Consider the following 23,501-nt stretch of genomic DNA (forward strand, 5'->3'; position numbering starts at 1 on the left):
GTTGAGGTTGGCTGCGGGTTAGTAGGTGAAAGTCTCCCCCTCGATCGGCGGGGTGCTGGCCGGCGGGCGCAACTGCGGGTACACCGCCTCGAAACCCGCCGCCAACCGGATCAACTGCGGCTCCGACCACGGGCGCCCGAGGATCTCGATGCCGATCGGCAGCTCCTGCGGCGTGAACCCGGCCGGAGCGACAAAGGCCGGCAACCCGGTGACCGGGCTGAGCTGATTCGGCGTGTACTGGCTGGTCGGCGCGCTCCTCGGACCAATGACCAGCGGACCGTGCAGCTTGTGCGGATAGATGAGGGCGTCGAGGCGGTATCGATCCATCAGTTCCACCACCCGCTCCCGCAATGCCTCCTTGGCTTCGAGCACGGCCCGGTACTCGGGATCGCGGTCCAGATCCCGCGGCTTCGCGGCGGCCGCAATGATCTCCGGACGCACCGGATGGATCGTGTTGGCCATCATCTCGCCGACGTTCCTGAACCTGGCGTCCGGGCCCTGGCGGGCGAGATAGCGGTTGATGGCCTCAATCCGCTCGAACCGGCTGGGGGACCCCTCGCGCAGATACTTCGGCAGATCGATCCCCAGGCTCACATCGCGCACCAGTCGCGCTCCCGCCGACTCCATCGCCGCATACGCCCGCTCGAACATCTCCGCCGCCCCGTTCTCGACCGGACTGAAATCGTACGCCTCCTTCAGCACGCCCAACCGCGCCCCGCGCAGCCCGTTCGTCACGACGAAATCCGTGTACGGCTGCATCGGCATCTTCCCCAGACTCCGCGCCGTCCACAAATCCGCCGAATCGAACCCGGCGATCGCTTCGAGCATCACCGCCACGTCGTACACCGAACGCGCCATCGGACCGCCCCGCTCGCCCGTGATGTAGCTCCACATCTGCCCGTCCCGGCTGATTAATCCCGATGTCGTGGATAGCCCGAACAGGTTGCCGTCGGACGTCGGCGTCCGGATCGAAAACCCGGTCTCGCTGCCCAGACCCAGCGGAGAAAACCATGCCGCCAACCCCGCCGAGGTCCCGCTGCTCGACCAGCCGGGCGTGCGATCCAGCGCATGGGGATTGAGACTCGATCCCCCGAGGCTGCTGCTGGCCACGATGTCGGTCGCCCCGTACCAGTCGCTCTGATTGACCTTGGCCAGGATGATCGCGCCGGCCTCGCGCAGCCTGGCCACAACGAACGCATCTTTCGGCGGTTGCGCGTCGGCCATCGCCTTGAACCCGCCCGTGGTCGGCATGTCGAAGGTGTCGAACACGTCCTTCACAATCACCGGAATCCCATGCAGCGGTCCGCGAGGACCCCGTTCCCGCCTCTCCACATCCAGCGCCCGGGCCGTGTCGATCGCCTTCGGATTGAGATTGAGTACGGCCCGGATGGACGGTCCCTGCCGGTCGTACGCCTCGATCCGTCGCAGATACATCCCCACCAGCTTCTCCGAGGTCAGCGCCCCGGCCCCCATGGCAGCCTGCATGTCGGCCACCGTCGCGCGGGACAGGTCGAAGGTCGTTCCCGCCAGGGTCGCGCTGGTCCCCGGCAGGAGCGCCCCACCCAGCAGGGCGACGAGAATGAGGAGGCGGCGTCCCGGGAGGACCCGGCGTTCAGTACTCACGGAAGATGCGTTGGAGGTCATCGGGGGAACGGGGGGTGGTCAGTGCGAATTGAAGGAGGATGCGCGCCTTCTCCGGCTGGAGATTGTCTCCGGGCACAATCCCCGCCTCGCGCCGGCGTGGGGTGTCCTGAACGCGGCCGCCCCGGGTGCGGGCCGTGGCCACCACAACCACGCCCTTCTCCTGGGCACGCTTGAGGGCCTCGGACTGGCCGCCCCCGGGACTGCCCGCCCCGGTGCCGTCGATCACGATCCCTTTCACCCCGTGACCCACCAGCGCGTCCACCAGGTAGCCGGGTGATTCCATGTAGGCGTACAGCACTTCCACCGCCGGCAGCACCGGCGGCGATGGAAGTCGCGCCAGGTGAAACTCCGACCGGTACGTGTGCCGCTGAAGAGGTTCCATGTAGAACACGACCCGGTCCGGATCGACGGATCCCAGCACGCCCAGGTCCGGACTGCGGAAGGTGTCCACCCGGTACGCGTTGGTCTTCATCACGTCGCGGATGGTGTTGATGTTCTGGTTCATCACGTGAAGCACCCCCTTCCCCGCCGCCGCCGGAGCGGCCGCCACCCGCACTGCGTCACACAGGTTCAACGGACCGTCCCCGCTGATCCCGGTCCATGGCCGTTGCGCCCCGACAAACACGACCGGCTTGCGGGTGTTCAGAACGAGGTTCATCAACCACCCCGTCTCCGCCATGGTGTTGGTCCCGTGCGTCACCACTAGGCCGTCCACAGCCGGATCGTCCGCCAGCCCCTGAATCCTCGCCGCAGCCTTGAACAGGTGATCCGCCGTCATCCCGCCCCGCGTCCCAGCCGGTTCCTCCGGCGGACGCAAATCGACAGGGGTGACCCGGGCGATCCTCGCCAGCTCCGGCAGCGCCTCGATCCAGACTTCGGGGCCCACGCGGTTCCCGGGGCCGCCGTAGTTGTTGAGGTTGAGCCGGGTGTCTCCGCGGCTGGCGATCGTGCCCCCGAGAGAAACCAGCACGACGTGCGGGAGCTTCACTCCCGGAGGCAGTCCAGGCGGGATCTCCTGGGTAAGCGCCTGCCGCGCCCATCCGGCCGCGGCAGGCACCCCCAGTCCCAGCGAAGTCAGCACCCGGCGGCGGCTGATGGGCGCCCCGGCAACACGGAGTCCGAAAGTTTCAGTATTCATGGAAGATCCGTTGGAGTTCCCGGGGATCCCGGGTCTGGCTCAGGGCGAGACGCAGCAGAATCCGCGCCTTCTGCGGATTGAGATTGTCCGCCGTGACGATCCCGCGTCCGGCCTGACGTTCGGTGTGCAGCACGCGACCCGATCCCTTGCGGTCGCTGCGCACGATGACGACGCCCTTCGACAACGCACCCTGCACGGACAGCGCCACGCCCGGCGGCATGTCCGCCGTCACCACCCCGGCCACCCCGGAGGCCACCAGCGCGTCGAGCGGCACCCGCGACGCCTCCTGATACCCGTACACGATCTCGACCGGCGGCAGATTGGTGATCGACGACACATCGAACTCCGACCGTGTCGTGTGCCGCGTCAGAGGAGACCGGTAGAACACCACCCGGTCGGAATCCGCGTACCCCAGCGGCCCGATCTCCCGCGATACGAAGGTCTCCACCCGCGTGGTGTTTCCCTTGGTCACGAACCGGGCCGAATGGATGGTGTCGTTCAACAACACCAGCACACCGCGCCCCCTCGCCTCGGGTGTCGTCGCCGTCCGGACGGCATTGTAGAGATTCAGCGGACCGTCGCGGCTGATGGCGGACCACGGGCGCATGGCACCGACCACCACAACCGGCTTGTCCGATCGCACGGTCAGATGAAGGAAGTACGCCGTCTCCTCCAGGGACCCCGTCCCGTGCGTCACCACCGCCCCGGCCACACCGGGCCGCGCCAGCGCCGCGTTGAGACCGCGCGCCAGGCGCAGCATCAGCTCGGTCGTCATGTTCCCGCTGCCGATGTTGCTGATCTCGGTCAACTCGATCCGGGCCAGCGATCGCAGCTCCGGCAGATCCTCCAGCAGCTCGATGGGAGTCACCCGGCTGTCGCTGTACTCCGTCAGCTTCTGGCGGTGATCGCCCCTGCTCTGGATCGTTCCGCCGGTGGTGAAGAGCGCCACCCTCGGCAACTCCTCCGCCAGCGCCGTTCCAGCCGGGAGCCAGGCGCCCGCGCCCACCGCACAGGCGAGCCCCCACACCGCCCACGTTCGTTGAAGGGTTCTCATGATCTTCGGGATCCCGCTCGCAAGGTCTTCAATACGCCAGGATCTCCCCCGCCAGCGGCGGCGTGCTCGCCGGGGCCCGGCGATGTCGCGTCCGTGCCTCGTACCCCGAGGCGACCCGGATCAGCGTGGGCTCCGAAAACGGCCTGCCGAGGAGCTGCACCCCGAACGGCATGCCGTCCGAAGGGAAGAAGCCGCCAGGCACGATGATCGTGGGAAGACCGGTGTAGGAACTGAGGTTGTTCCGGATGTCCGGCGGCCGGTTGGTTCCCACCGGAATCTCCTCGGTGATCATCGTCCGGAACGGCAGGACCAGCGCATCCAGCCGGAACTGGTCCATCAACCCCACCAGCGCGCTGCGGATCATGTCCTTCTGCCGGATCGCGGCGAACAGCTCCTTGTGATGGTCCAGCGACTCGATCTTCGCCGCCTCGATGATGGTCGGCTTCACGATGTCGCCGCCCTTTTCAATCATCTCCTTCACCGATCGGATCGGTGCATTGGGACCGAGTCCGGCGAGATAGTGGTCGATGGCAAAGGCCCTCTCGAAGGTGGCCGAACCGGCGTGCACCTGGGCTTCGATCAAATGAATCCCGGTGCGAACCGGATCCACCAACACGGCCCCGCCGGCCCGAAGATCCGCCAGGGTCTGGTCCATCAGTGCCAGTCCCTCGCGGTGTTGTTCGCCGCTCCGAAACATCTCCCGCAACACCCCGATCCGGGCACCCACCAATCCCTCCGCCGAAACGAACGAGGTGTAGGGCTGGTCCGGGATCTTCCCCAGACTTTGCAGCGTCACCAGATCCGCCGGATCGAACCCGGCAATCGCGTCCAGCACCGCCGCGCAATCGTACACCGACCTTCCCATCGGCCCCCCGTTCTCCTGCATCGGCGAGCTCCACATCATGCCGGTCCGGCTGACCAGCCCGTGCGTCGAGGAGATGCCGACGTTGTTGTTGAGGGTGGCCGGGATGACGATCGATCCGCCGGTGTCGGACCCGAGGCCCACCGTGCCGAACCAGGCGGCCATCGCGGCGCCCGTTCCCGAACTCGAACCCCCGGCAAACTTCCGGGGATTGTACGGACTCAGCACCTGTCCCCCAAGGGTGCTGCCACCCGTGGGCGCCACACCGTACCAGTCGGATTGATTCAGCTTCGCCAGGATGATGGCGCCCGCCTTGCGCAACCGGGCGATGACGAACGAGTCGCGCACCGGCTGCGAAGTCGCCATCGGCTTGAACCCGCCACTGGTGGGCATCTCGACCGTGTCGAAGACGTCCTTGGCCAGGATCGGAATCCCGTGCAGCGGCGACCGCGGCCCCTTCTCGCGCCGTTCGGCATCGAGTTCTCGGGCGATCTCAACCGCCCTCGGATTCAAAGCCAGCACCGTGTTCAGAGCAGGCCCCTTCTTGTCGTAGGCCTCGATGCGCGCGAGATACAACCGGACCAGCCGCTCCGAGGTCAGTGTCCCGGCGTCCATCGCCCGTTGCAGGTCGGCGATGGTGGCCGTCGAAAGGTCCACTTCAGCCAGCCCCTCCCGAGGCCCCAACACCGCCAGCGCCAGACCCGCCATCAGGCCCAGCCGCCCGATTCCGCCCGTCTTCCGCAAGATGGTATCGCTCATCGCCGGGAGAGATTGAGGTTGTTGTACTCGAACGACTCACCCGGCAGAGGCGGGGTGCTCTCAGGCGTCTTCCGGCGCCGGCTGACCTGCTCGTACGCGTGGGCGACCCGCAGCAGCTTCAGGTCGTCGAACATCTTCCCGACGAACTGGATTCCCACCGGCAGATTGTCGCTCGTGTAGCCGCCCGGCATGATGATCCCCGGCAACCCGGTGGTGGAGGTCAGGTTGTTGAGCGACGGCACCACCGGCGCCGCCGGACCCGACGGCGCGTTCGCCAGCGGAGGCGTCGAGCGGTACAGCAGCACGAAGGCGTCCAGGTCGTGCCGGTCGATCAATCCCTCGATCAGGTCGCGAACCGCCTTCCGGGCCCGGAACCGGGCGTGGAAATCCTCCGTCTCGTCCGGTGGCGGCAGCGTCAGCCCGTTGACATACCGCTCGCTGAATTTCTCCGGACCCACCTTCGCGATGAACTCGGCCATCGTCTTGTACGGCCGGTTGGGCCCGAGCCGGCTGAGATACACGTCCCCCGAGGAGATCATCTCGTAACTGGCCACACTGCTGACCGCCCCCGACGACTGATGCCGGATGTCGATGCCGGTCAGCACCGGATCCACAATCTGCGCCCCGCCCTTCCTCAAGTCCTCGACCGCCCGTTCAAACAGCACCCGGGCCGGCGCATCTTCCGGGGCCGTGCTGACCATCTCCCGCAGCACCCCGATGCGCAGTCCTACCAGATTCGTCCTCGTCAACTGGCTCACCCACTCGAACTTCGGGAAGTGCCCGATGCCCTGGTAGGTGTCCAGATCCTCCGCGTCCCAGCCCGACATCGCCGCCAGCAGCACCGCGGTGTCATACACACTCCGGGTCATCGGACCCGCCCGGTCATGAGTCGGTCCGCGCGGCACGATGCCCGTCCGGCTGCTCAATCCCTGCGACGCCACCATCCCCACCAGACTGCAGTAGGCCGCCGGGTTCTGAACCGATCCCCCGGTGTCCGTCCCGATCCCCACCGCGGCGAAGTACGCCGCGATCGCCGCGCCTGTTCCATTGCTGGAACCGCCCGGCTGATGCAGCGCGTTGTAGGGATTCAGCGTCGCCCCGATTGGATGCGTCGTGCTGAACCCGTCGTTCCCAAACCAGTTCACCGTCGCCACCTTGGCCAGAATGATCCCGCCCGCCGCCTTCACCCGGGCAACCACCCCCGCATCCCGCTCGGGAATCGGACTGCCGAACGGTGTGAATCCCGCCGTGGTCGGCAACCCCTCCATGTCGATCAGGTCCTTGATCACCACCGGGATCCCATGCAGCGGCGACCGGCGTCCCGTCTCAAGCCGCTCGCGATCCAGGGCCCGGGCCTCCTCGATGGCCTTCGGATTCATGGTGATGACCGAATTGATCTTCGGTCCCTTCCGGTCATAGGCATCGATCCGGGCGAGATACAGTTCGACCAGCTTCTCCGAGGACAACGCCCCGTGGTCGATGGCCTTCTGAATGTCGGCGATGGTGGCGGTGGCCAGATCGAACCGATGCGCCGCCGGGGCGACCGGTCCGACGGCCATCAACAGGCCGGCCAGGAGGAGTGAGTTGGGCTTCATGCAGGGATTGTGTTTTTTAGGGTCTTGGGAGGAAGAGTTGCCGGCACGCCTTCAGGCCCGCTCGGCGAAGTACGGATTCCATGTCAGCCAGCCAGCAGTCCCGGCCGGGTCCAGCCGCCCATCGCCGCCTCCAGATGCAGGCCGGCCGCGACGGCCACGTCCTCACGCCAGGGCCGCGCCACAATCTGCAAACCCAGCGGCATGCCCTCCGGTGACGTCCCGGCCCGGACAATCAAGGCCGGCCATCCGGTGACATTGAACAGGCTCCGATAACTGGTGGTCGCCGGCGCCCGCTCGCCAATCACCCGCGCCGGCGAGGCGTCGGTCGGACATACCAGCAGGTCGTACCTCGAAAACCAGGTCTGCAGCCGGGACCGCATTTCGTCCTGCTGCTCCAGCAGGGTCTCGAATTCCGGCACCGACCGCATCGGACCGTCGAACACCCGCCCCGGAGACGGCGGATGCGTGCCCACCCGGCGGTTCACCCGGCCCAGCCAGGCCCCGCCGTCCGCATCCCGCACCTGCGGCAGCAGGGCGTAGGTCTCGAGGTATCCCGACGGGGCGGATTCCTCGACCACGCACCCCGCCTCCTGCAGCACCTTCGCCGCCGACCGCACCATGGCCACCGTCTCGGCACTCGGTCCGTGGTATCCATTCACGTCAGTGAAGAACGCCACCCGCAACGCCCCGACCTTCACCGTCGCCGGATCCCCCATCGGCATCGGCGCAATCGCCGCGTCGTCGTCGTCCGGACCGGAGATGATCGAGAGAATGGGATGGATGTCCTCGACCCACCGTGCCAGCGGCCCCAACTGCTGATAGCTGTCGTACACCCCGCCGAACCCGACCACGTGCCCGGTCCGCGGCACCCGCCCCGAGGTGGGCTTGATCCCCGCCACACCGTTGCAGTGGGCCGGATTCCGAATGCTGCCGCCAAAGTCGCTCCCAATGTCGAAGGCGGCCCCGCACGCGGCGGTGATCGCCCCCGATCCGCCGCTGCTTCCACCACAGGAGCGCGCCGGGTTGTAGGGATTGCGGCTGACCCCGAAGAGGACGTTGACCGTGGTCCCCAGTCCGCGCAGCCCGGGGCTCCCCAACGTCCACTCCGGTGTGTTGGTCTTCCCCAGCAGGATCGCCCCGGCGGCGCGCAATCGCGCCACCGCCGTGGCGTCCTGGTCCGGCACCCGGGTCAACCACCCCAGGGTGCCGCCAGTCGTTCGAACCCCCGCCGTGTCGAGGGAGTCCTTGATCGTCATGGGCACGCCATGCAGCGGCCCCACCGGCAGGCCCTTCGCCAGCCGCTCGTCCGCCAGTCGCGCCTCCAGCAACGCCCGGTCCGCGCACAGGGTCACCACGGCATTGATGGACGGGTTCACCCGCTCAATCCGGCCGAGATACGCCCGCACCGCCTCCTCCGCCGAGACTTCCTTCCGCCGGATCGCCTTCGCCAGCGCCATCGCCGACATCGCAGTGAGATCGCCGTCATGCTTGCGCGCCGGACCCGATGGCAGGCCGGTCACCGCACGGGCCGCCCGTGCGCCCCCGGCCGTGGCCGCCAGGGCCATCATGCCGGGAAGGGTTCGAAACAGGTCACGACGGCTCCGCGCACGCCGGACAGGGGATTCAAGGGTCTGGGTCATGGGTGTTCCTAAGGGTTCAAATCGCCGGGGGCCGCCATCCGCCAAACACGGACTCGAGGTGCTCCGCCACCGCAAAGGCCACGTCCTCCCGGAACGGCCTCGCCACCACTTGCAGTCCGATCGGCAGTTCACCGGCCGACCCGCAACGCACCACCACCGAAGGCCAGCCGGTGAGGTTGTAGATCGTCGTGTAACCGGCTCCGGGCGCTGCGTCCTCACCGATCACTCGGGCTGGAGAGGCGTTGGTGGGACAGATCAGGACATCGTACTTCTGAAACCACTGGAGATACTTCCGCTTCAGCCGGTCCCGTTCCTCGATCAACGCACTCAGCTCGGGCACCGTCAGCATCGGCCCGTCGAACCGCCGCCCGGCCGCCGGAAAGTTCGTTCCCACCCGGTCCGCAATCCGCTTGATCCACTGGCTGCTGTCCGCAAACCGCAGCTTCGGATACAGCGCCCAGATGGCCACATACTCGTCCGGAGCCGATTCCTCGACCGACCGGCACGCCGACTGCAATGCCCGCGCCGCGCGGGTCACGGTGGCCACCGTCTCCGGCGTCGACTTGTGATGCCCCTCGACATCGGAGAAGAACGCGACCTTCAACCCCTTCAGATCCACCGCCGCCGCATCCCGGAACGGCGCCGGCACCAGCGCCGCGTCCAGCGAGTCCGGCCCGGCCATCAAGGGAGTCAGCAGGATCAAATCCTCCACCCGGCGCGCCATCGGTCCAAGCTGCTGCTGGCTGTCGTAGATCCCACCGTAGTCCACGGAATGACCCGTCCGTGACACCCGCCCCGCCGTGGCCTTGATGCCCGCAATCCCGTTGTTGTGGCATGGAGACCGGATGCTCCCGCCAAAGTCGCTCCCGATGTCGAACCCGGTCCCGTGCGCCGCCACGATCGCCCCCGCGCCGCCGCTGCTCCCCGCCGCGCTGCGTCGCGTGTCGTATGGGTTGCGCGTCAATCCGAACACCAGGTTCATCGACGTGCCCACCGAGTAGGAACCGCTCCCAATCGTGAACTCAGGGGTGTTGGTCTTCCCCAACAGAATCGCCCCCGCCGCCCGGGACCGCGCCACCACGGTCGCGTCCTTGTCAGGCACATGATCGAACCGCCCCAGCGTCCCCCAGGTCGTCCGCACGCCCGCAGTGTCGATCGAATCCTTCACGGTCATCGGCACCCCGTGCAGCGGTCCGAGTAACCTTCCCTGCGCCAGCGCCGTGTCCGCCGCGTGCGCCTCCTGAAGCGCCCGCTCATACGACTTCGTCACCACGGCGTTGAGGTGCGGATTCACCCGCTCGATCCGCTCGATGTAGGCGTTCACCAGCTCAACCGCCGACACCTTCTTCTCCCGGATCAGTTCGGCCAGCCGCGTGGCGGAACTCTCGGTCAGAACATCGGTCTTGTGCTTCGAGGCCAGGTAACGCACGCCGGTCGAAGCCGAAGCGGCCCGTGCTGTCATCACGGCCACCGTAGGCGCCACCCAGCGCCCCGCGGTTGCCAGGAACCGCCGGCGACTGGACCGCGCCACGGAGCCCGTCGTCGCGCTTCGTGAGGCGCTGTCTGTGGGCCCTTCAGAGGTCTGCAATTCGGAGGGAATCATGTTGGGGGGTCTTAGAGATTGGGTTTCTTCCAGCCGCCGGTCCGGTCCTCGATGAACCGGGCCACCGCCATCGCCACATCGTCCCGCCACGGGGCCGCCACCACCTGGATGCCCAGGGGCAATCCCTCGGGACTCGTGCCCGCCCGCACCACCGCCGCCGGCCACCCCGACACGTTGTAGTGCCGCGTGTAATTCACATTCCTCGGAGGAGGGTTATCCAGACGCGCCGCCGCGTAAGGACTCACCGGACACAGCACCACGTCATAGTTCCGCATCCACTGCAGCATCCCGCTCCTGGCCAGATCGACTTCCTCCATCAGCCGGATAAGATCGGGTGTCGTTGCGTACTTCCCGCTGATCCGCGCCCGCAGCCCGGGATCCGCCACCGCGGTGCCGTACCGCTTCAGCAACCGCTCCTGCCACGCCCCGCCCTCGGCTTCCCGCGCCTGAGTGAACAATTCGTGCTGCTCGACATAGTTCGGGTGGATGTCCTCCTGAACCCACGCCCCGGCCTCCCCCAGCCAGCCCGCCGCGTCCCGGACCAGGCGGCGAATCTCCGGAATCGGCGGCGCCACTCCGTTGTCCGTGTAATACGCCACCCGCAGCCGCCCCACCGCCACCTTCCCGGGATCTCCCATCGGGACGTCATAACAAAACGCATCATCGAGATCCTCGCCGCAGATGATGGGCATCAAGAGCTCGATGTCCTCCATCCGCCGCGCCATCGGCCCAAGCTGCTGCCACGAATCAAACAGTCCTCCGTATCCGGGCACATGCCCCGTCCGCGGTGTCCGCCCCGAGGTCGGCTTGATTCCGGCAATGCCGTTGGCATGACACGGTCCGCGAACACTTCCCCCAAGATCGCTCCCGATGTCGAAGGCCGCCCCGCACGCCGCCACAATCGCCCCCGCCCCCCCGGAACTCCCCGCCGGCGAATGCGCCAGGTTGTACGGATTGTAAGTCTGTCCAAACAACAGATTCGCCGTGCCCCGGGACCCTCCGCCCATCGTGAACTCCGGCGTGTTCGACTTGCCCAGAAGGATCGCCCCGGCCGCCCGCAGTCGCGCCACCACCGTCGCATCCTTCTCCGGCACATACAGTGCCCGACCCAGCGTTCCCGAGGTGCTCACCACCCCGGCCGTCTCCAGGGAGTCCTTGATGGTGAACGGCACCCCGTGCAGTGGTCCCATCACCTTCCCCGCCGCCAGCGCTTCGTCCGCCCTCCGCGCCTCCAGCCGTGCCCGGTCGGCGCAGAGCGTCACCACCGCGTTGATCTTCGGATTCACCTCCTCGATCCGGTCCAGATACGCCTGCACCGCCGCCCGCGCAGTGACTTCCCGGCGCCGGATCTTCTCCGCAAGCTGCTTCGCCGACAGTTCGATCAAGGGCACGTCACCCGCCGGGGTCAACGAGCCCCGAAGCCGGGGACTGGCCATCACCCCCGCAGCCATCGCCAGCCCGGCGCTCGACTTGAGAAAGGTCCGCCGGCGCCACCCGCGCCCGCTACCCGTACCCGCTCTCCCGTTCAGGACCGCTTCGCGGCCCGCCTTGGTTTTGGATGTCATGGAATTCATGGGTTCGGATTAAATCGCCGGCGCCTTCCAACCTCCGGTCATGGACTCGATCGCCGCCATCACCGCGAAGACGACGTCCTCGCGCCACGGGTGCCCAATGACCTGGATCCCCATCGGCATGCCCTCGGGCGAAGTCCCCGCCCGGACCACCCCGGCCGGCCATCCATTCAGGTTGTAGATGGTCCGGTAGCTCGATGAACCCGGGTTCGGCGCCCCATGCAGAGGCGCCCCATACGCCTGGGTCGGACAGACGATCACGTCGTAATCCCTGAACCACCTCGCCTGCTCCTGCCGGATGCGATCCTGCTCCTCCAGCAGATGCGTGAACTCAGCCGCCGTGGAGGTCTTGCCAGTGACTCGCGCCTGGACCGTCGGATACAGCGTCTCCGTACCCCATCGCTTCGCTGTCCGCTGGATGTGACTGCCACCCCCGGCCGCCCTCGCCTTCTGCATGATCGCAATCCCCTCCGGAATGGCCGGCGGCGCACTCTCCGTGATCGATGCCACCTCACCTTCCAACCCCCCAAGCACCCGCTTCACCATCGCCACCGTCTCCGGCCGCGGCTGATGATACCCTTCCGTGTCCGTATAGAAGGCCACCCGCAGACCCTTCAGCTTCACATCCGCTGTCCCGCCCAGCGGAACATCAGTCACATGCGTGTCCACGTCGTCGGAACCCATGATGATCCGCAGCACAAGGTCCACGTCGCTCACGGTCCGTGCCAGGGGCCCGATCTGGGTGCGCCGGTTGAAGATCCCGTGCAGATCCACAATGTGACCCGTCCTCGGAACCCGGCAGTTGGTCGGCTTGATCCCGGCCACGCCGTTGTAATGGCATGGCGATCGGATGCTTCCCCCGGTGTCTGAACCCAGATCAAAGGGCACCCCGCCCGCCGCCACGATCGCCCCGGACCCACCGCTGCTCCCCCCGGGAATCCGTGTCAGGTCATAGGGGTTGTTGGTCCGCCCATAGACAAGGTTGTCCGTGAATGAGCCCATCGTGAATTCAGGCGTGTTGGTCTTCCCCACCAGGATCGCCCCCGCCGCACGCAACCGCGCCGTCACGGTGGCGTCCTTCCCGGGTACGAACCCCTTCCGCCCCAGCGTGCAACCCGTCGTCACCACGCCCTCGCTGTCGATCGAGTCCTTCAAGGACATCGGCACCCCATGCAGCGCCCCAAGTCTCTCCCCCCGCGCCTGCCGCTCGTCGGCCATCCGCGCCTCGGCCCGGGCCCGATCGTAACACGCCATCACCAGCGCATTGAGCTTCGGATTCACCGCCTCGATCCGGCGGATGCACGCGTCCACGGCCTCCCGGGCGGAGACCTCGCGCCGCCGGATCATGGACGCCATCACCGTCGCCGGGAGATAGTGCAGTTCCGAACCGCCACCCCGCCCTGCCCCGGACTGCGCCCGGGCCCCCATTCGATGTCCGGCCATCAGGACCGCTCCGGCCATCCCGGCCCGTGTTCCTGTCGCCAGGAACTCACGCCGGTCGAGGCCGGTTCCTGTTGTCTTCACGTTCGTACTCCGTTCGGTGCTTCTCATGGATGTTCCAGATCGGCTCTCGCCAGTTGCTTGGGTCAGTTCCGCGCTCATGCAGTTCCACCCGGTTCTCCGTTCCTCGGCGTCCATCGGTGGATCTCCCTGCATTCCCGCCTCTCAGAAGGTCCGCGCCAGGGTCGCCTCGACATTGAAGGGCTGTCGCACCCCGACCATCATCCCGGCGTTCGCACCGCGGACGAAATACTGCTCGTTGGTCAGGTTGTTCAGGTCCAGCTTCGCCTGCCACGGACCCTTGTTGTAAAACAGGGTCGAGTTGAGCGTCGTCGCCGCCGGCAGGTTCCATATCAGCGTCCGATCCGCCGCGAATCCACCCTGGTGACTCACCCCGAAGCCCGCCCCGAACCCGCTGCTGTGCGTGTAAGTCGCAAACAGGTTGAAAATCCGGTCCGGGATCCCCGGCACCTCGCTGTAAATGCCGCCGTGCGGAATGTTGACCTGCGGCTTGCCACCCCACCCGAACGCCTCCGCGGGCACGATGACCTGTCCCGTCGCCGGATCGATCACGTCCGAGAAGCCCACGTACCGGCCATTGACCTGCTGGCTCCCCCCGGAAAGGAAGTTCGCCCGGCTGAACACCGCCGATCCCACGATGCTGACACTCCGGGTCGGGGCGTACCGCACCTCGAACTCAATCCCGCGGCTCACCGTCGCGTCCACCGATTCCACGCCGTCGTCCAGCGAGAATGAGGTCCGGTTCTGCTCGAAGTACGCCAGCGCCGCAAACAGCCGGTTGTCAAGGAAGGTTCCCTTCAACCCCACCTCCACAATTTCCGACCTGGCATAGGGACCCCGGTTCCAACTGCTGGGCGCAATCGACGCATCCGACGTGTCCACCAGCAGCGCCGCCTGCTGGGCCACCGTGACATAGGGCCGCAGGTTGTACGGCGCCAGATAGCTCATGCTGGCACTCCAGGAGAAGTCATGATCGTTCCCGCTCGCCTCCACCGGCGTCGTGCTCAACCGGTTCTCGATGTTCTCGGTCAACCCGAAGTTGGCCGCATTCTTGCCCTTGAATACACCGGGCGGTTCGTAGTACCGCCCGTCCACATAGTCGAACCGGCCGCCCACGATGAAATTCACCTTCTCCAGCAGGGTCTGGTCCGTCAGCATTCCCACCCCCGCCTCCCAGTACTGCGAATCGTTGATCCGCGTGATGGCACTGCCGTCCAGGCCGCGCCGGTCCAGAAAACTGTAGAAGGTGTCGTTCGGGCTGAATCCCCCGTTCGGCCCCGACATCAGGTCCCGCCGCTGGTCGTAGTCGGAGTTGGTCGTGTTTTCCCGGTAGGTGTCCGTGTAACGCCCGTTCACCGACGCCAGGAAAGTCCCCTGCAACCAGTCCGGCTGCCAGTCCGCCTCGTGCGACACCGTGAACTTGTTCTCAAACGTCGTCGGCCTCTGAATCTGCGAGAATGGGTTCCTCCCGTCCTTCACCTGATCATAGGTGTGGAAGTACATCTGGTTCTTCATCGTGAGTTCGGGGTTCACGTCGTTGATGACGTCGAAGTACACGTCGAAGATGGTGGCGTCGTAAAAGTCCTCTCCCAGCGTCCTCCGGAAGTTGTAGTCCACCAGTTCCCACGAATCGTAGTCGAGCTGCCAGGGCTCGGGCAGATTGGTGAGCGCCGCCGCCCCCGAACCGATGACCGCCCCGGTGTCCACCCGCCGCACCGGCCCGATCGGCCGCCCTGTCTCGTCCACCTCCTGCTTGAATGTCGGCGTTCCCGTGACGGTGCCGAAGTTGACGAAGATCGGGTTGTACGCAGCGTCAGCCCGCCGTGACGCAAACAACTCCCGGTCCGAGATCTTCCCGTCCCCGTTCGCGTCCAGCGGCACAGAGAACCCTCCGCTCCAGTACTTGCCCTGTGTGAACAGGTCCTGGGTCACCCGGTTCACCCCGCCGTTGAGTCCGCCGCGGGAGTCCTGAATCACAATGCCGGTCTCAGCCCGCCACACATCGTTGATGTCCGCCGACACCGCCAGCTGACCGACGAGGTGCTTGTCAAAGTTGGTCTCGTAATAGGATCCCGAATCCTCGAAGAACCCGTAGAAGTAGAATCCCGCCTTCCGCTCGGACCCGAAGACCTTCACCGGCCCGCCGTATTCCGCCTGCGCCACCCGCTTGTCCCACGAGCCGATCGTCATGCTCAGCTTGCCCTCGTTCGACTCCATGTACTTCCCCGTCACGCTCCGCGCGGTCTTCGGGTTGAAGTTGAGATAGCCGCCGATCCGCCCGCCGCCGAAGATCGGGGACGCCGGCCCGCGCACCACCTCGATCGAGTCGAACGCCGTGAAAATGGTCCGGTAATTCCCCTGGGGATCGGGCTTCTTCATGCCCCGGAAATAGTAGTCTCCGGACTGGTTGCGCACGTTGATGCCGCCCTGAAGACCAAACCGGAAGTTGGTGTAGGTGCTGGGCGCGACACGGTACAGGTCCTCGACGTGCTCCACCCCGGCGGCGGTAAGCAGTTCGGCACTTAACACGGTCACGGACCGGGGCGTGTCCAGAATGGACTTGTTGAAGCCGATGACGCTTTCCACCGGCGTCGTGGGCAGGATGAAGGTCGGGTCACTGCCTCCCATCGCCTCCAAAGCTTCCACTTCCCCGGCGGCGCCCTCCATGTCGCTGCTGGCCGTGGTGCTGCCCTCTCCGGTCCGCTGCGCTTTGGCATCCAGGATCAGATCCGGCGTCTGGGTGAGAACCCCCAGGACCAGCAGGGCACGAATGGAACGTAGTAGTGAGTTGTTGGTGGGATTCATGTTGTGGAGTTTCCGGGGTGCGTCGGGCGTCCTGCGCCGCAACACTCCTCGACTCACTCGGGGGGATCGGGAATCGGAGGAGCCGCGCCCCGGCGCACCGCACCTAGCACCGGGCATGCCAGGCGATGCGCCCCGGTTCCTGTCACTTCCCCAGGCCGGCCGCCTGGCCGTTTCAGGCGACACATTACGGAGTCAGGCATCCCTGCCATGCCTGAAACCGATCCATCCGTGAGTTCATCCTCGACTCAGCCATGAATGGATTGGCATCCGTCACCGTTCCGGCCCCTGGATGAATTCCAACAGACCGCTGGCATGAGCAGTGCTCATGCTTCCTTGGCAGCCGGCCGGATGGTGGATTGGTTCGTTCTTGATCAGTCGGCGGGTGTTTGTGCACAGGCTGACCACTTTTCGCCCCGTCCGGCCCCGCCTGCCCCGTTCCGGTCCCGCCCAGCCCTGTTCCTCATCCATCGTGAACGGAGTTCGAGGAGTGCGGGCAGCTGGTTTCTGGGGGACGACAAGCCTGGCCGCCCTTGCGGACCCACACCGGGGAACTCTGGCACAGTGGGTGCTAGGCGGATGGCGGTTGCGCTGGGCGGCAGTGCTTCTCTCCGGGATCAGCCCGGGGAATCCCCTGGAGCATGAGCCGGTGCGCGCACCCTCGATGGCACGGATGCCGGCGGGCGTGTCCGTTCCTCAATGATCACCATCAACTGTCGTTCCCACGCCCCAAGCCCCTATGAAGTCGCCATTCCGTCTCCTGCTGTGCTCCCTCGTCACCGCTGCCGCCCTGTCCTCCCACGCAACCTCGCCCATCGAGGAGGTGCGCAACCTCTGGAAGGAATGGTCCAACGTCAAGGCCACCATCTCCGAGGAACGTAATGCCTGGGCCCGCGAACAGCAGGCGATCGCCGATGCCCTCGCCGTTTCCACCCAGGAAATCGAACTCCTCACCAGCCGGCTTTCCACCCTCGACGACGCGTCGTCCGGCACCGAGCAGGCCCGCTCGGAACTCCTCGAGAAGATCGCCGCCTCGAAGACCCAGGTGGTGATCTTCAACGAGGCCATCGACCGGTTCGAGAATGCGATGCGTTCCCTCGTTCCCGCCCTTCCACCCCACCTTCGCACCGAACTCGGCCCCGTCCTCATGCGCCTTCCCGCCGCCGGCCGACCCAATCCCCTCCCCGTCTCCCAGCGCCTGCAGACGGTCGTCGCCTTCCTCGCCCAGCTCGACCGGTTCAACTCCACCCCGTCCCTGGTCAGCGAGGTGCGTGAAGTCGAACCCGGTCGCTCCATGGAGGTCCGCACCCTCTACTTCGGCCTCGGCATCGCCTACTTCAGCGATCCAAGCGCCCAGTACGCGGGCTTCGGACAACCTTCCGCCGACGGCTGGACCTGGACGCGCGCCGAAGGCCCGGCCGCACTCCGCATTGCCGACGCCATCGCCGTCCAACGCAACGAGAAGCAACCCGCATTCGTGTCCCTTCCCGCCAGGCTGGCGGTCCGCTGATCCGTCCCGACCTCCGCCCCCCCCGACCTGTCCAACCCACGTTCCCGCTCATGAAGAAGCTCCTCACCCTCACTTCCCTCTGCCTGGCGGCAGCCTCCCTCCAGGCGCAAACCGCCTCCGGCCCCCTCTCTCCGGCACCCGCACGTGCCCAACTGGTCGAAGCCCAGCAGGAACTCTCCCGCCTCCGCGACCAGATCACCGCCGCCAAAATCCCCCTCGCCGTCGCCCTCCGGGAAGCCGAAACCGAACTCCTCGCCAAACGCCGCGAAGCCGAACGCCTCCAACGCCTCGCCGACAATCGCAGCGTGGATCTCCGCAATCTCGAGACCGAGGAGAAGATGCGCGCAGACGAGATCGACTACATCTCGACGCTGCTCACCGACTACACCAGCCGCCTCAACTCCACCATCGACTCCAGCGAAATCCAGATCTACGGCAGGCAACTCACCCACCTCCTCAACCTCGCCGAAAATCCCGACCTTCCCCGCGAAGAGGTCCTCCGCTCCAAGGTCGCCGTCCTCGACCTCGGCTTCGAACGGCTCCTCGCCCGGCTCGGCGGGGCCCGCTTCGACGGCCGCGCCATCCTTCCCGACGGCTCCGTCGAGCCCGGCACCTTCGCCCTCCTCGGTCCCCTCTCCTACTTCCGTACCGCCGATGGCAAACAAGCCGGTCTCGTCGAGCGCGGCGCCGCCGAGCACCCGAAGATCACCGTCTTCTCCCGCACCGAAATCCCCGCCATCGCCGGCTTCATCGCCGCCGGCGATGGACCCCTCCCCGTGGACCCCACCCTCGGCAAAGCCAAGGCCATCGTCACCAGCAAGGAATCCCTCGGCGAGCATATCCAGAAGGGCGGCCTCTGGATGTTCCCCATCCTCGGCTTCGGCGCCGCCGCCGTCGTCATGGCCCTCTTCAAACTCTGGGAACTCTCCAGTGTCAAACGCCTCCCCAAGACCGTGCTCCGTGAGGTCCTCGCCCTCCTCGGTCAGGGCAAGGCCAGCGAAGCCGCAAAAACCCTGCGCACCCATACCAGCCCCGCCTCCCGCATGCTCAACGAGGCCATCCACAACCTCAAACTCCCCAAGGAGGTCCTCGACGAAATGATGTTCGAAACCATGCTCGAAGTGCAGCCCAGGCTCGAACGCGGCCTCTCCTTCATCTCCGTCACCGCCGCCGTCGCCCCGCTCCTCGGCCTCCTCGGCACCGTCACCGGCATGATGACCACCTTCAACCTCATCACCCTCTTCGGCACCGGCGATGCCAAATCCCTCTCGTCCGGCATCTCCGAGGCCCTCATCACCACCGAGTTCGGCCTCATCGTCGCCATCCCCTCCCTCCTCCTCTACGGCTACCTCTCCCGTCGGGTCAACGGAGTCATGGGTGACATGGAACAGATCTCCACCGCCTTCAGCAACGGCGTCGCCGCCATCCGATCCCGTCAACCGGATCTCGACCTCAGCCTCGCCGGCTCCCCCGAACCGGTCGCCGCCTGAACCTTCCCGCCCTCACCCCCCCTCCCCGCACCCCATGCTGACCGCCGATTTCACCCAGCAGGTCCTCCAGCTCTGGACCAATGGCGGGTTCCTCATGATCCCGCTGGCCCTCCAGTGCCTCGCCATCTACTACGTCGTCTTCGACCTCTACTTCGATCTTCGTGGCAAGGACTTCCTCCACACCGACGAAAATCGATGGGGCCACTGGATCGACCAGCCGGCCGACGCCACCGGTGAGATGGCCGACATCGTCCGCTATACCCAGGACGGCGTCCGCTCGCTGGCGGACATCCGCGAGCGCTTCGCCGAGGTGAAGGCCACCTACCTCCCCGCCCTCGACCGCCGCCTTCGCTGGGTCGTCATGATCATCAGCACCGCCCCCCTCACCGGCCTCCTCGGCACCGTCACCGGCATGCTCGCCACCTTCGCCGGCATCTCCGGTGGCGGTGGCGGCAAGGATACCGTGGACCTCGTGGCCGGCGGCATCTCCGAAGCCCTCATCACCACCCAGACCGGCCTCGTCATCGCCATCCCCGGTTATGTCGTGGTCTCCCGCGTCCGGCGCCTCCGCGACCGCCTCGATCTCTTCCTTCGTCGCGCCGAAAACCTCACCCTCAAACGCTTCGCCCGGCTCCTCCCCGAAGGAACCGGCCCGGATCAACCCGCCCCGCCCGCCCCGCCCGCCCCAATCCCCCCCTCCCATCCCGCCGCGCCCCAACCGGATGCCTTCGGCGGTCTGGCCCCTGCCACCTCCTAACCCCCTCCCCCCATGCCACGCCGATCCCTTGCCCGCGCCATCCCCGTCAGCGACGAAATCAACATCTCGCCGCTCATCGACATGGTCTTCATCCTCCTCATCTTCTTCATCGTCACCACGGTCTTCGTCGAGGAAACCGGTGTCCAGGTGAGCAAGCCCGAGGCGACCGCCGCCCTGCCCCTCGAATCCAACAGCATCCTCATCGCCATCACCTCCAACGGCAAGGTCGTGTACGGCGGCCGTGAGGTCGGCGTCGGTGGCGTCCGCTCCGTCGTCCGCCGCCTCACCCAGGGAAACCCCGACATGCCCGCCATCCTCCAGGCGGACAAATCGGTCCCCACCGAACTCCTCGTCAAGGTCATCGACGAGGCCAAACTCGGCGGCGCCAAGGCCGTCAGCATCTCCACCGAAGGCAACCGCTGACTCACGCATGAGGACTCCCAAGGATCGCTTCCTCGCCCCGTTCGCGCCCAAGGGCGCCTCGCGCCGTCGCATGGCCCCGTTCGCCGCCATGGGCCTCTGCGCCGCCGCCACCTTCCTCCTCCTCCCCTTCACCACCCTCCTCTCCGCCAGCGGCAAAACCCGCGAGGAACTTCGCATGGTCGAGGTAAGCCTCCCCCCGCCCCCACCCCCGCCCCCAGACTTCGAACCCCCGCCGGAGGATACCCCGCCGCCCGAACCCGAACCGCCCGACACCTCCGCCCAGCCCCTCTCCCTCGCCCAGATGGAGATCGCCCTCAATCCCGGCTTCGGCGACGCCCTCGCCGGCGGGTTCAATATCGACTCCTTCGCCACCCAGACCGAGGCCACCACCGTCGCCGATCTCCAGATCTTCGATGTCCAGGACCTCGACCGCCCTCCAGCCCGCATCCGTACCGTCACCCCCACCTATCCCCTCGAACTCCGACGCGCCCGCGTCCAGGGCACCGTCGTCCTCCTGCTCATCATCGACCAATCGGGTCGTGTCACCGTGGACCGCGTCCTCGAATCCTCCGTCCGCGAGTTCGTGCAACCCGCCGTGGCCGCGGCGGAACAATGCCTCTTCGAACCCCCCATGAAGGGCGGACAACCCGTCCGTGCCCGCTATCGCATGCAGGTCCCCTTCCGACTGTGAACCCCCAGCCATCATCCCCTCGCAACCCGGTAATCCTCACCCCTCTGCCCATGAAACGTCGTATCCCCCTCATCGCCTGTCTCTCCCTCTCCCTCGCCGCGCTCCACGCCGCCGAACCCGGCCGCCCCCTCTTCGAGAACTCCTGGAGCAATCCCCAGTTCGTCTCCCGCTTCCTCGGTACCTACGGCTTCGATAGCGGCCTCAACCCCGGCATCTCCGCCGAGGAAAAGGCCCTCTTCGAAAAACTCGTCCCCGTCATCCAGTCCCAGCCCGCCAACGCCATCACCCAGCTCCGCGCCGCCATCAAACCCACCAGCAGCGGCGCCCTCGACTTCACCCTGGGCAATCTCCTCTTCCAAACCGGCAACCTCGACGAGGCCGCCGCCGCCTACCAGGCCGCCCTCCAGAAGTTCCCCACCTTCCTCCGGGCCCACAAAAACATCGGCCGGCTCTACGTTCAGCAGGGCCGTCCCCGCGACGCCCTCCCCCACCTTCTCCGCTGCATCGAACTCGGTGGCGGCGAGGGCGACATCTATGGACTGGTCGGCTACTGCTATCTCCAGGACAACGCCGTCAGCAGCGCCCTCGACGCCTATCGCACCGCCCTCCTGTTCGCCCCCAAAAGCCGTGACTGGCGCCTCGGCAAGGTCCAGTGCCTGATCAACCTCGGACAACACGGCGAGGCCGTCGGACTCCTCGACGAACTCATCTCCGAAAACCCCGCCGAAGCCAGCCTCTGGCTCCTTCAGGCCAATGCCTTCGTCGCCAATGGCCGCCCCGCCGATGCCGCCGTGAATCTCGAAGTCGTCCGCCAGATGGGTCAGGCCACCCCCATCTCCCTCGCCCTCCTCGGCGACATCTACATCAACGCCAACCAGCCCGACCTCGCCGTCGAGGCCTATTCCGACCTCCTCAAAGGCCAGACCACGGACATGGAACGTGCCCTCCGTGCCGCCCGGATTCTTGCCTCCCGCTCCGCCTGGGCCGAAGCCGAGGTCTATCTCAAACGCCTCCAGGAACGCCTCACCGACCGTCTTCCGCCCAACGATCAGTTCGAAGTCCTCGGTCTCCTCGCCAAGGTCGCGCTTGCCCGCGGCCAGAACGACGAAGCCGCCAGCCTCCTCCAGCAGGTCCTCGCCCGGGATCCCCTCAACGGTCGCGCCCTTCTCCTCCTCGCCGACTACTACTGGAAAAAGAACGATCGCGAACGCGCCGAACTCCACTTCGTCCGTGCCGCCAATGTCGAGGACGTCCGGGTCGAGGCCCTTATCCAGCACGCCCGCCTCTGCGTCGCCCACCGCGACTTCGCCGCCGCTTCCCGCCTCCTCAACCGGGCCCAGGGCCTCCAACCCCAACCCCATGTCGGTGACTTCCTCGCCAAGGTCGAAGCCGCAGCCCGTGCCGCGCGCCTCTGACCCTCGCGCCCCCTATGCAGCCCCTCTTCGACAGCCGCCAGCTCCTCGCCTTCTCCGTCCTCGCCCAGACCGGCAGCTTCACCCAGACCGCCCGCGAACTTCAGGTCTCCCAGAGCGCGATCAGCCATGCCATCCGCGCCCTCGAAAACCGGGTCGGCTGCCGGCTGTTCGAACGGAACAGCCGCCAGGTCCTGCTCACCCCCGCTGGCGAGCAGTTCCTCCATCACGTCGGGAAGATCAATCACGAGATGGCGGCCGCCCACGCCGCCCTCCAACTCCTCCGCAACTGGGGCCAGTTCCAGCTCCGCATCGCCGCCCCGGGCTCCGTCTGCGACCTCCTCCTCCCCCCCTGCCTTGCCGAAATCCGGCGCCAGTACCCCAACGCCGTCATCAGCCTCACCGCCGCCGACCGCCACGAGGCCCTCGCCGAACTTCTTGCCGGTCGCGTGGACCTCGCCGTGGTCCTCGGCACCGAACCCGACGAACGCTTCGAATACCATCCCCTCTTCGAGGACGAACTCTCCTTCGTCACCCCCCTCGATCATCCCTGGGCCACCCACGCCCCCATCGACCCCGCCGCCATTGGCTCCCAACCCCTCCTCACCTACCGCCGCCAGTCCTACACCTGGCACCTCATCAACGACTACTTCGCCGCCGACGGCATCCAGCCCACCGTCATCCTCGAATGCGACAGCTACACCGCCATCCGCCGCATGGTCGCCCTCGGCATGGGTGTCGGCATCCTCGCCGGCTGGGTCGCCGCCACCGACCTCGCCGGCGATCGCCTCACCTGCGTGCCCCTCGGTCCCCGCCGCCTCACCCGCCGCTGGGGCACCCTCTCCCTCCGCACCAAACGCCTCTCCCTCCCCCAGACCCTCTTCATCGAGCACACCCGCCAGGCCGGCCTCGGCCTGCTCGCCTCCCTCACCCGCCCGGACCCCCGCATCCAATCCCCCTGCCCCAACCCGTTGTCGCCGTCCCCCTCCCATTAGCCTTCTCCATGCAGTCAGGAGGAAGGCGATGGCG

The 23,501-nt window shown here is 66.7% G+C and carries 17 protein-coding genes; 7 read left to right on the top strand and 10 right to left on the bottom strand.

The features are described 5' to 3' along the window. Positions 1 to 18: 18 nt before the first annotated feature. The 10 genes from KF833_20215 to KF833_20260 form a co-directional block, all read right to left on the bottom strand. Complete coding sequence (locus KF833_20215) at positions 19 to 1,623, bottom strand: amidase (protein ID MBX3747640.1); 1,605 nt, start codon at positions 1,621 to 1,623, stop codon at positions 19 to 21. Further along, complete coding sequence (locus tag KF833_20220) at positions 1,613 to 2,782, bottom strand: asparaginase (protein ID MBX3747641.1); 1,170 nt, start codon at positions 2,780 to 2,782, stop codon at positions 1,613 to 1,615. Before KF833_20220 ends, KF833_20215 begins: the two co-directional genes overlap by 11 nt. Then, positions 2,772 to 3,836, bottom strand: a complete 1,065-nt coding sequence (locus KF833_20225; protein MBX3747642.1) for an asparaginase — start codon at positions 3,834 to 3,836, stop codon at positions 2,772 to 2,774. The genes KF833_20220 and KF833_20225 overlap by 11 nt, the downstream gene beginning before the upstream one ends. A gap of 28 nt (positions 3,837 to 3,864) precedes the next feature. After that, a complete protein-coding gene (locus KF833_20230; GenBank protein MBX3747643.1) occupies positions 3,865 to 5,457 on the bottom strand; it encodes an amidase in 1,593 nt (530 codons plus the stop codon). Further along, a complete protein-coding gene (locus tag KF833_20235) occupies positions 5,454 to 7,052 on the bottom strand; it encodes an amidase (GenBank protein ID MBX3747644.1) in 1,599 nt (532 codons plus the stop codon). The genes KF833_20230 and KF833_20235 overlap by 4 nt, the downstream gene beginning before the upstream one ends. A gap of 83 nt (positions 7,053 to 7,135) precedes the next feature. Continuing rightward, positions 7,136 to 8,692 (bottom strand): amidase, encoded by a 1,557-nt coding sequence (locus KF833_20240; protein MBX3747645.1) that lies wholly within the window; start codon positions 8,690 to 8,692, stop codon positions 7,136 to 7,138. A gap of 16 nt (positions 8,693 to 8,708) precedes the next feature. Further along, positions 8,709 to 10,295 carry an amidase gene (locus KF833_20245; GenBank protein MBX3747646.1) on the bottom strand — a complete coding sequence of 529 codons (1,587 nt, stop codon included), beginning with the start codon at positions 10,293 to 10,295 and terminating at the stop codon, positions 8,709 to 8,711. Positions 10,296 to 10,306: 11 nt separating this feature from the next. Continuing rightward, a complete protein-coding gene (locus KF833_20250; GenBank protein MBX3747647.1) occupies positions 10,307 to 11,746 on the bottom strand; it encodes an amidase in 1,440 nt (479 codons plus the stop codon). 132 nt (positions 11,747 to 11,878) lie between these two features. Continuing rightward, positions 11,879 to 13,417: an amidase gene (locus KF833_20255; GenBank protein MBX3747648.1), complete on the bottom strand. Its 1,539-nt coding sequence runs from the start codon at positions 13,415 to 13,417 to the stop codon at positions 11,879 to 11,881. A gap of 114 nt (positions 13,418 to 13,531) precedes the next feature. Then, entirely contained in the window at positions 13,532 to 16,192 is a 2,661-nt protein-coding gene (locus tag KF833_20260) for a TonB-dependent receptor (GenBank protein MBX3747649.1), read from the bottom strand. 736 nt (positions 16,193 to 16,928) lie between these two features. On the opposite strand from KF833_20260, the gene KF833_20265 reads away from it, so the two are divergent. Genes KF833_20265 through KF833_20295 form a run of 7 tightly spaced genes read left to right on the top strand, consistent with a single transcriptional unit; the run spans position 16,929 to position 23,467 of the window. Continuing rightward, positions 16,929 to 17,699 carry a DUF3450 family protein gene (locus KF833_20265; protein MBX3747650.1) on the top strand — a complete coding sequence of 257 codons (771 nt, stop codon included), beginning with the start codon at positions 16,929 to 16,931 and terminating at the stop codon, positions 17,697 to 17,699. A gap of 50 nt (positions 17,700 to 17,749) precedes the next feature. Continuing rightward, the gene (locus KF833_20270) at positions 17,750 to 19,189 is read left to right on the top strand and encodes a MotA/TolQ/ExbB proton channel family protein (protein ID MBX3747651.1); all 1,440 of its coding nucleotides are present in this window, start codon (positions 17,750 to 17,752) and stop codon (positions 19,187 to 19,189) included. A 34-nt stretch (positions 19,190 to 19,223) separates the two neighbouring features. Next, the gene (locus KF833_20275) at positions 19,224 to 19,946 is read left to right on the top strand and encodes a MotA/TolQ/ExbB proton channel family protein (GenBank protein MBX3747652.1); all 723 of its coding nucleotides are present in this window, start codon (positions 19,224 to 19,226) and stop codon (positions 19,944 to 19,946) included. Between the two features lie 12 nt (positions 19,947 to 19,958). After that, a complete protein-coding gene (locus tag KF833_20280) occupies positions 19,959 to 20,369 on the top strand; it encodes a biopolymer transporter ExbD (protein ID MBX3747653.1) in 411 nt (136 codons plus the stop codon). 7 nt (positions 20,370 to 20,376) lie between these two features. Continuing rightward, a complete protein-coding gene (locus tag KF833_20285; GenBank protein MBX3747654.1) occupies positions 20,377 to 21,060 on the top strand; it encodes an energy transducer TonB in 684 nt (227 codons plus the stop codon). A 50-nt stretch (positions 21,061 to 21,110) separates the two neighbouring features. Then, positions 21,111 to 22,475 (top strand): tetratricopeptide repeat protein, encoded by a 1,365-nt coding sequence (locus KF833_20290; GenBank protein ID MBX3747655.1) that lies wholly within the window; start codon positions 21,111 to 21,113, stop codon positions 22,473 to 22,475. 14 nt (positions 22,476 to 22,489) lie between these two features. Further along, entirely contained in the window at positions 22,490 to 23,467 is a 978-nt protein-coding gene (locus KF833_20295; GenBank protein MBX3747656.1) for a LysR family transcriptional regulator, read from the top strand. Positions 23,468 to 23,501 lie beyond the last annotated feature (34 nt).

It is taken from the genome of Verrucomicrobiia bacterium, assembly GCA_019634625.1.
Lineage (GTDB): Bacteria > Verrucomicrobiota > Verrucomicrobiia > Limisphaerales > CAIMTB01 > CAIMTB01.

What these genes read in the sequence shown, in the direction of transcription:
- KF833_20290 (MBX3747655.1), top strand. Translation starts at nt 21,111, where the DNA reads ATGAAACGTCGTATCCCCCTCATCGCCTGTCTCTCCCTCTCCCTCGCC.
- KF833_20230 (MBX3747643.1), bottom strand. Translation starts at nt 5,457, where the DNA reads ATGAGCGATACCATCTTGCGGAAGACGGGCGGAATCGGGCGGCTGGGC.
- KF833_20265 (MBX3747650.1), top strand. Translation starts at nt 16,929, where the DNA reads ATGAAGTCGCCATTCCGTCTCCTGCTGTGCTCCCTCGTCACCGCTGCC.
- KF833_20250 (MBX3747647.1), bottom strand. Translation starts at nt 11,746, where the DNA reads ATGGCTGCGGGGGTGATGGCCAGTCCCCGGCTTCGGGGCTCGTTGACC.
- KF833_20280 (MBX3747653.1), top strand. Translation starts at nt 19,959, where the DNA reads ATGCCACGCCGATCCCTTGCCCGCGCCATCCCCGTCAGCGACGAAATC.
- KF833_20270 (MBX3747651.1), top strand. Translation starts at nt 17,750, where the DNA reads ATGAAGAAGCTCCTCACCCTCACTTCCCTCTGCCTGGCGGCAGCCTCC.
- KF833_20220 (MBX3747641.1), bottom strand. Translation starts at nt 2,782, where the DNA reads ATGAATACTGAAACTTTCGGACTCCGTGTTGCCGGGGCGCCCATCAGC.
- KF833_20285 (MBX3747654.1), top strand. Translation starts at nt 20,377, where the DNA reads ATGAGGACTCCCAAGGATCGCTTCCTCGCCCCGTTCGCGCCCAAGGGC.
- KF833_20245 (MBX3747646.1), bottom strand. Translation starts at nt 10,295, where the DNA reads ATGATTCCCTCCGAATTGCAGACCTCTGAAGGGCCCACAGACAGCGCC.
- KF833_20235 (MBX3747644.1), bottom strand. Translation starts at nt 7,052, where the DNA reads ATGAAGCCCAACTCACTCCTCCTGGCCGGCCTGTTGATGGCCGTCGGA.
- KF833_20295 (MBX3747656.1), top strand. Translation starts at nt 22,490, where the DNA reads ATGCAGCCCCTCTTCGACAGCCGCCAGCTCCTCGCCTTCTCCGTCCTC.
- KF833_20225 (MBX3747642.1), bottom strand. Translation starts at nt 3,836, where the DNA reads ATGAGAACCCTTCAACGAACGTGGGCGGTGTGGGGGCTCGCCTGTGCG.
- KF833_20255 (MBX3747648.1), bottom strand. Translation starts at nt 13,417, where the DNA reads ATGAGAAGCACCGAACGGAGTACGAACGTGAAGACAACAGGAACCGGC.
- KF833_20240 (MBX3747645.1), bottom strand. Translation starts at nt 8,692, where the DNA reads ATGACCCAGACCCTTGAATCCCCTGTCCGGCGTGCGCGGAGCCGTCGT.
- KF833_20260 (MBX3747649.1), bottom strand. Translation starts at nt 16,192, where the DNA reads ATGAATCCCACCAACAACTCACTACTACGTTCCATTCGTGCCCTGCTG.
- KF833_20275 (MBX3747652.1), top strand. Translation starts at nt 19,224, where the DNA reads ATGCTGACCGCCGATTTCACCCAGCAGGTCCTCCAGCTCTGGACCAAT.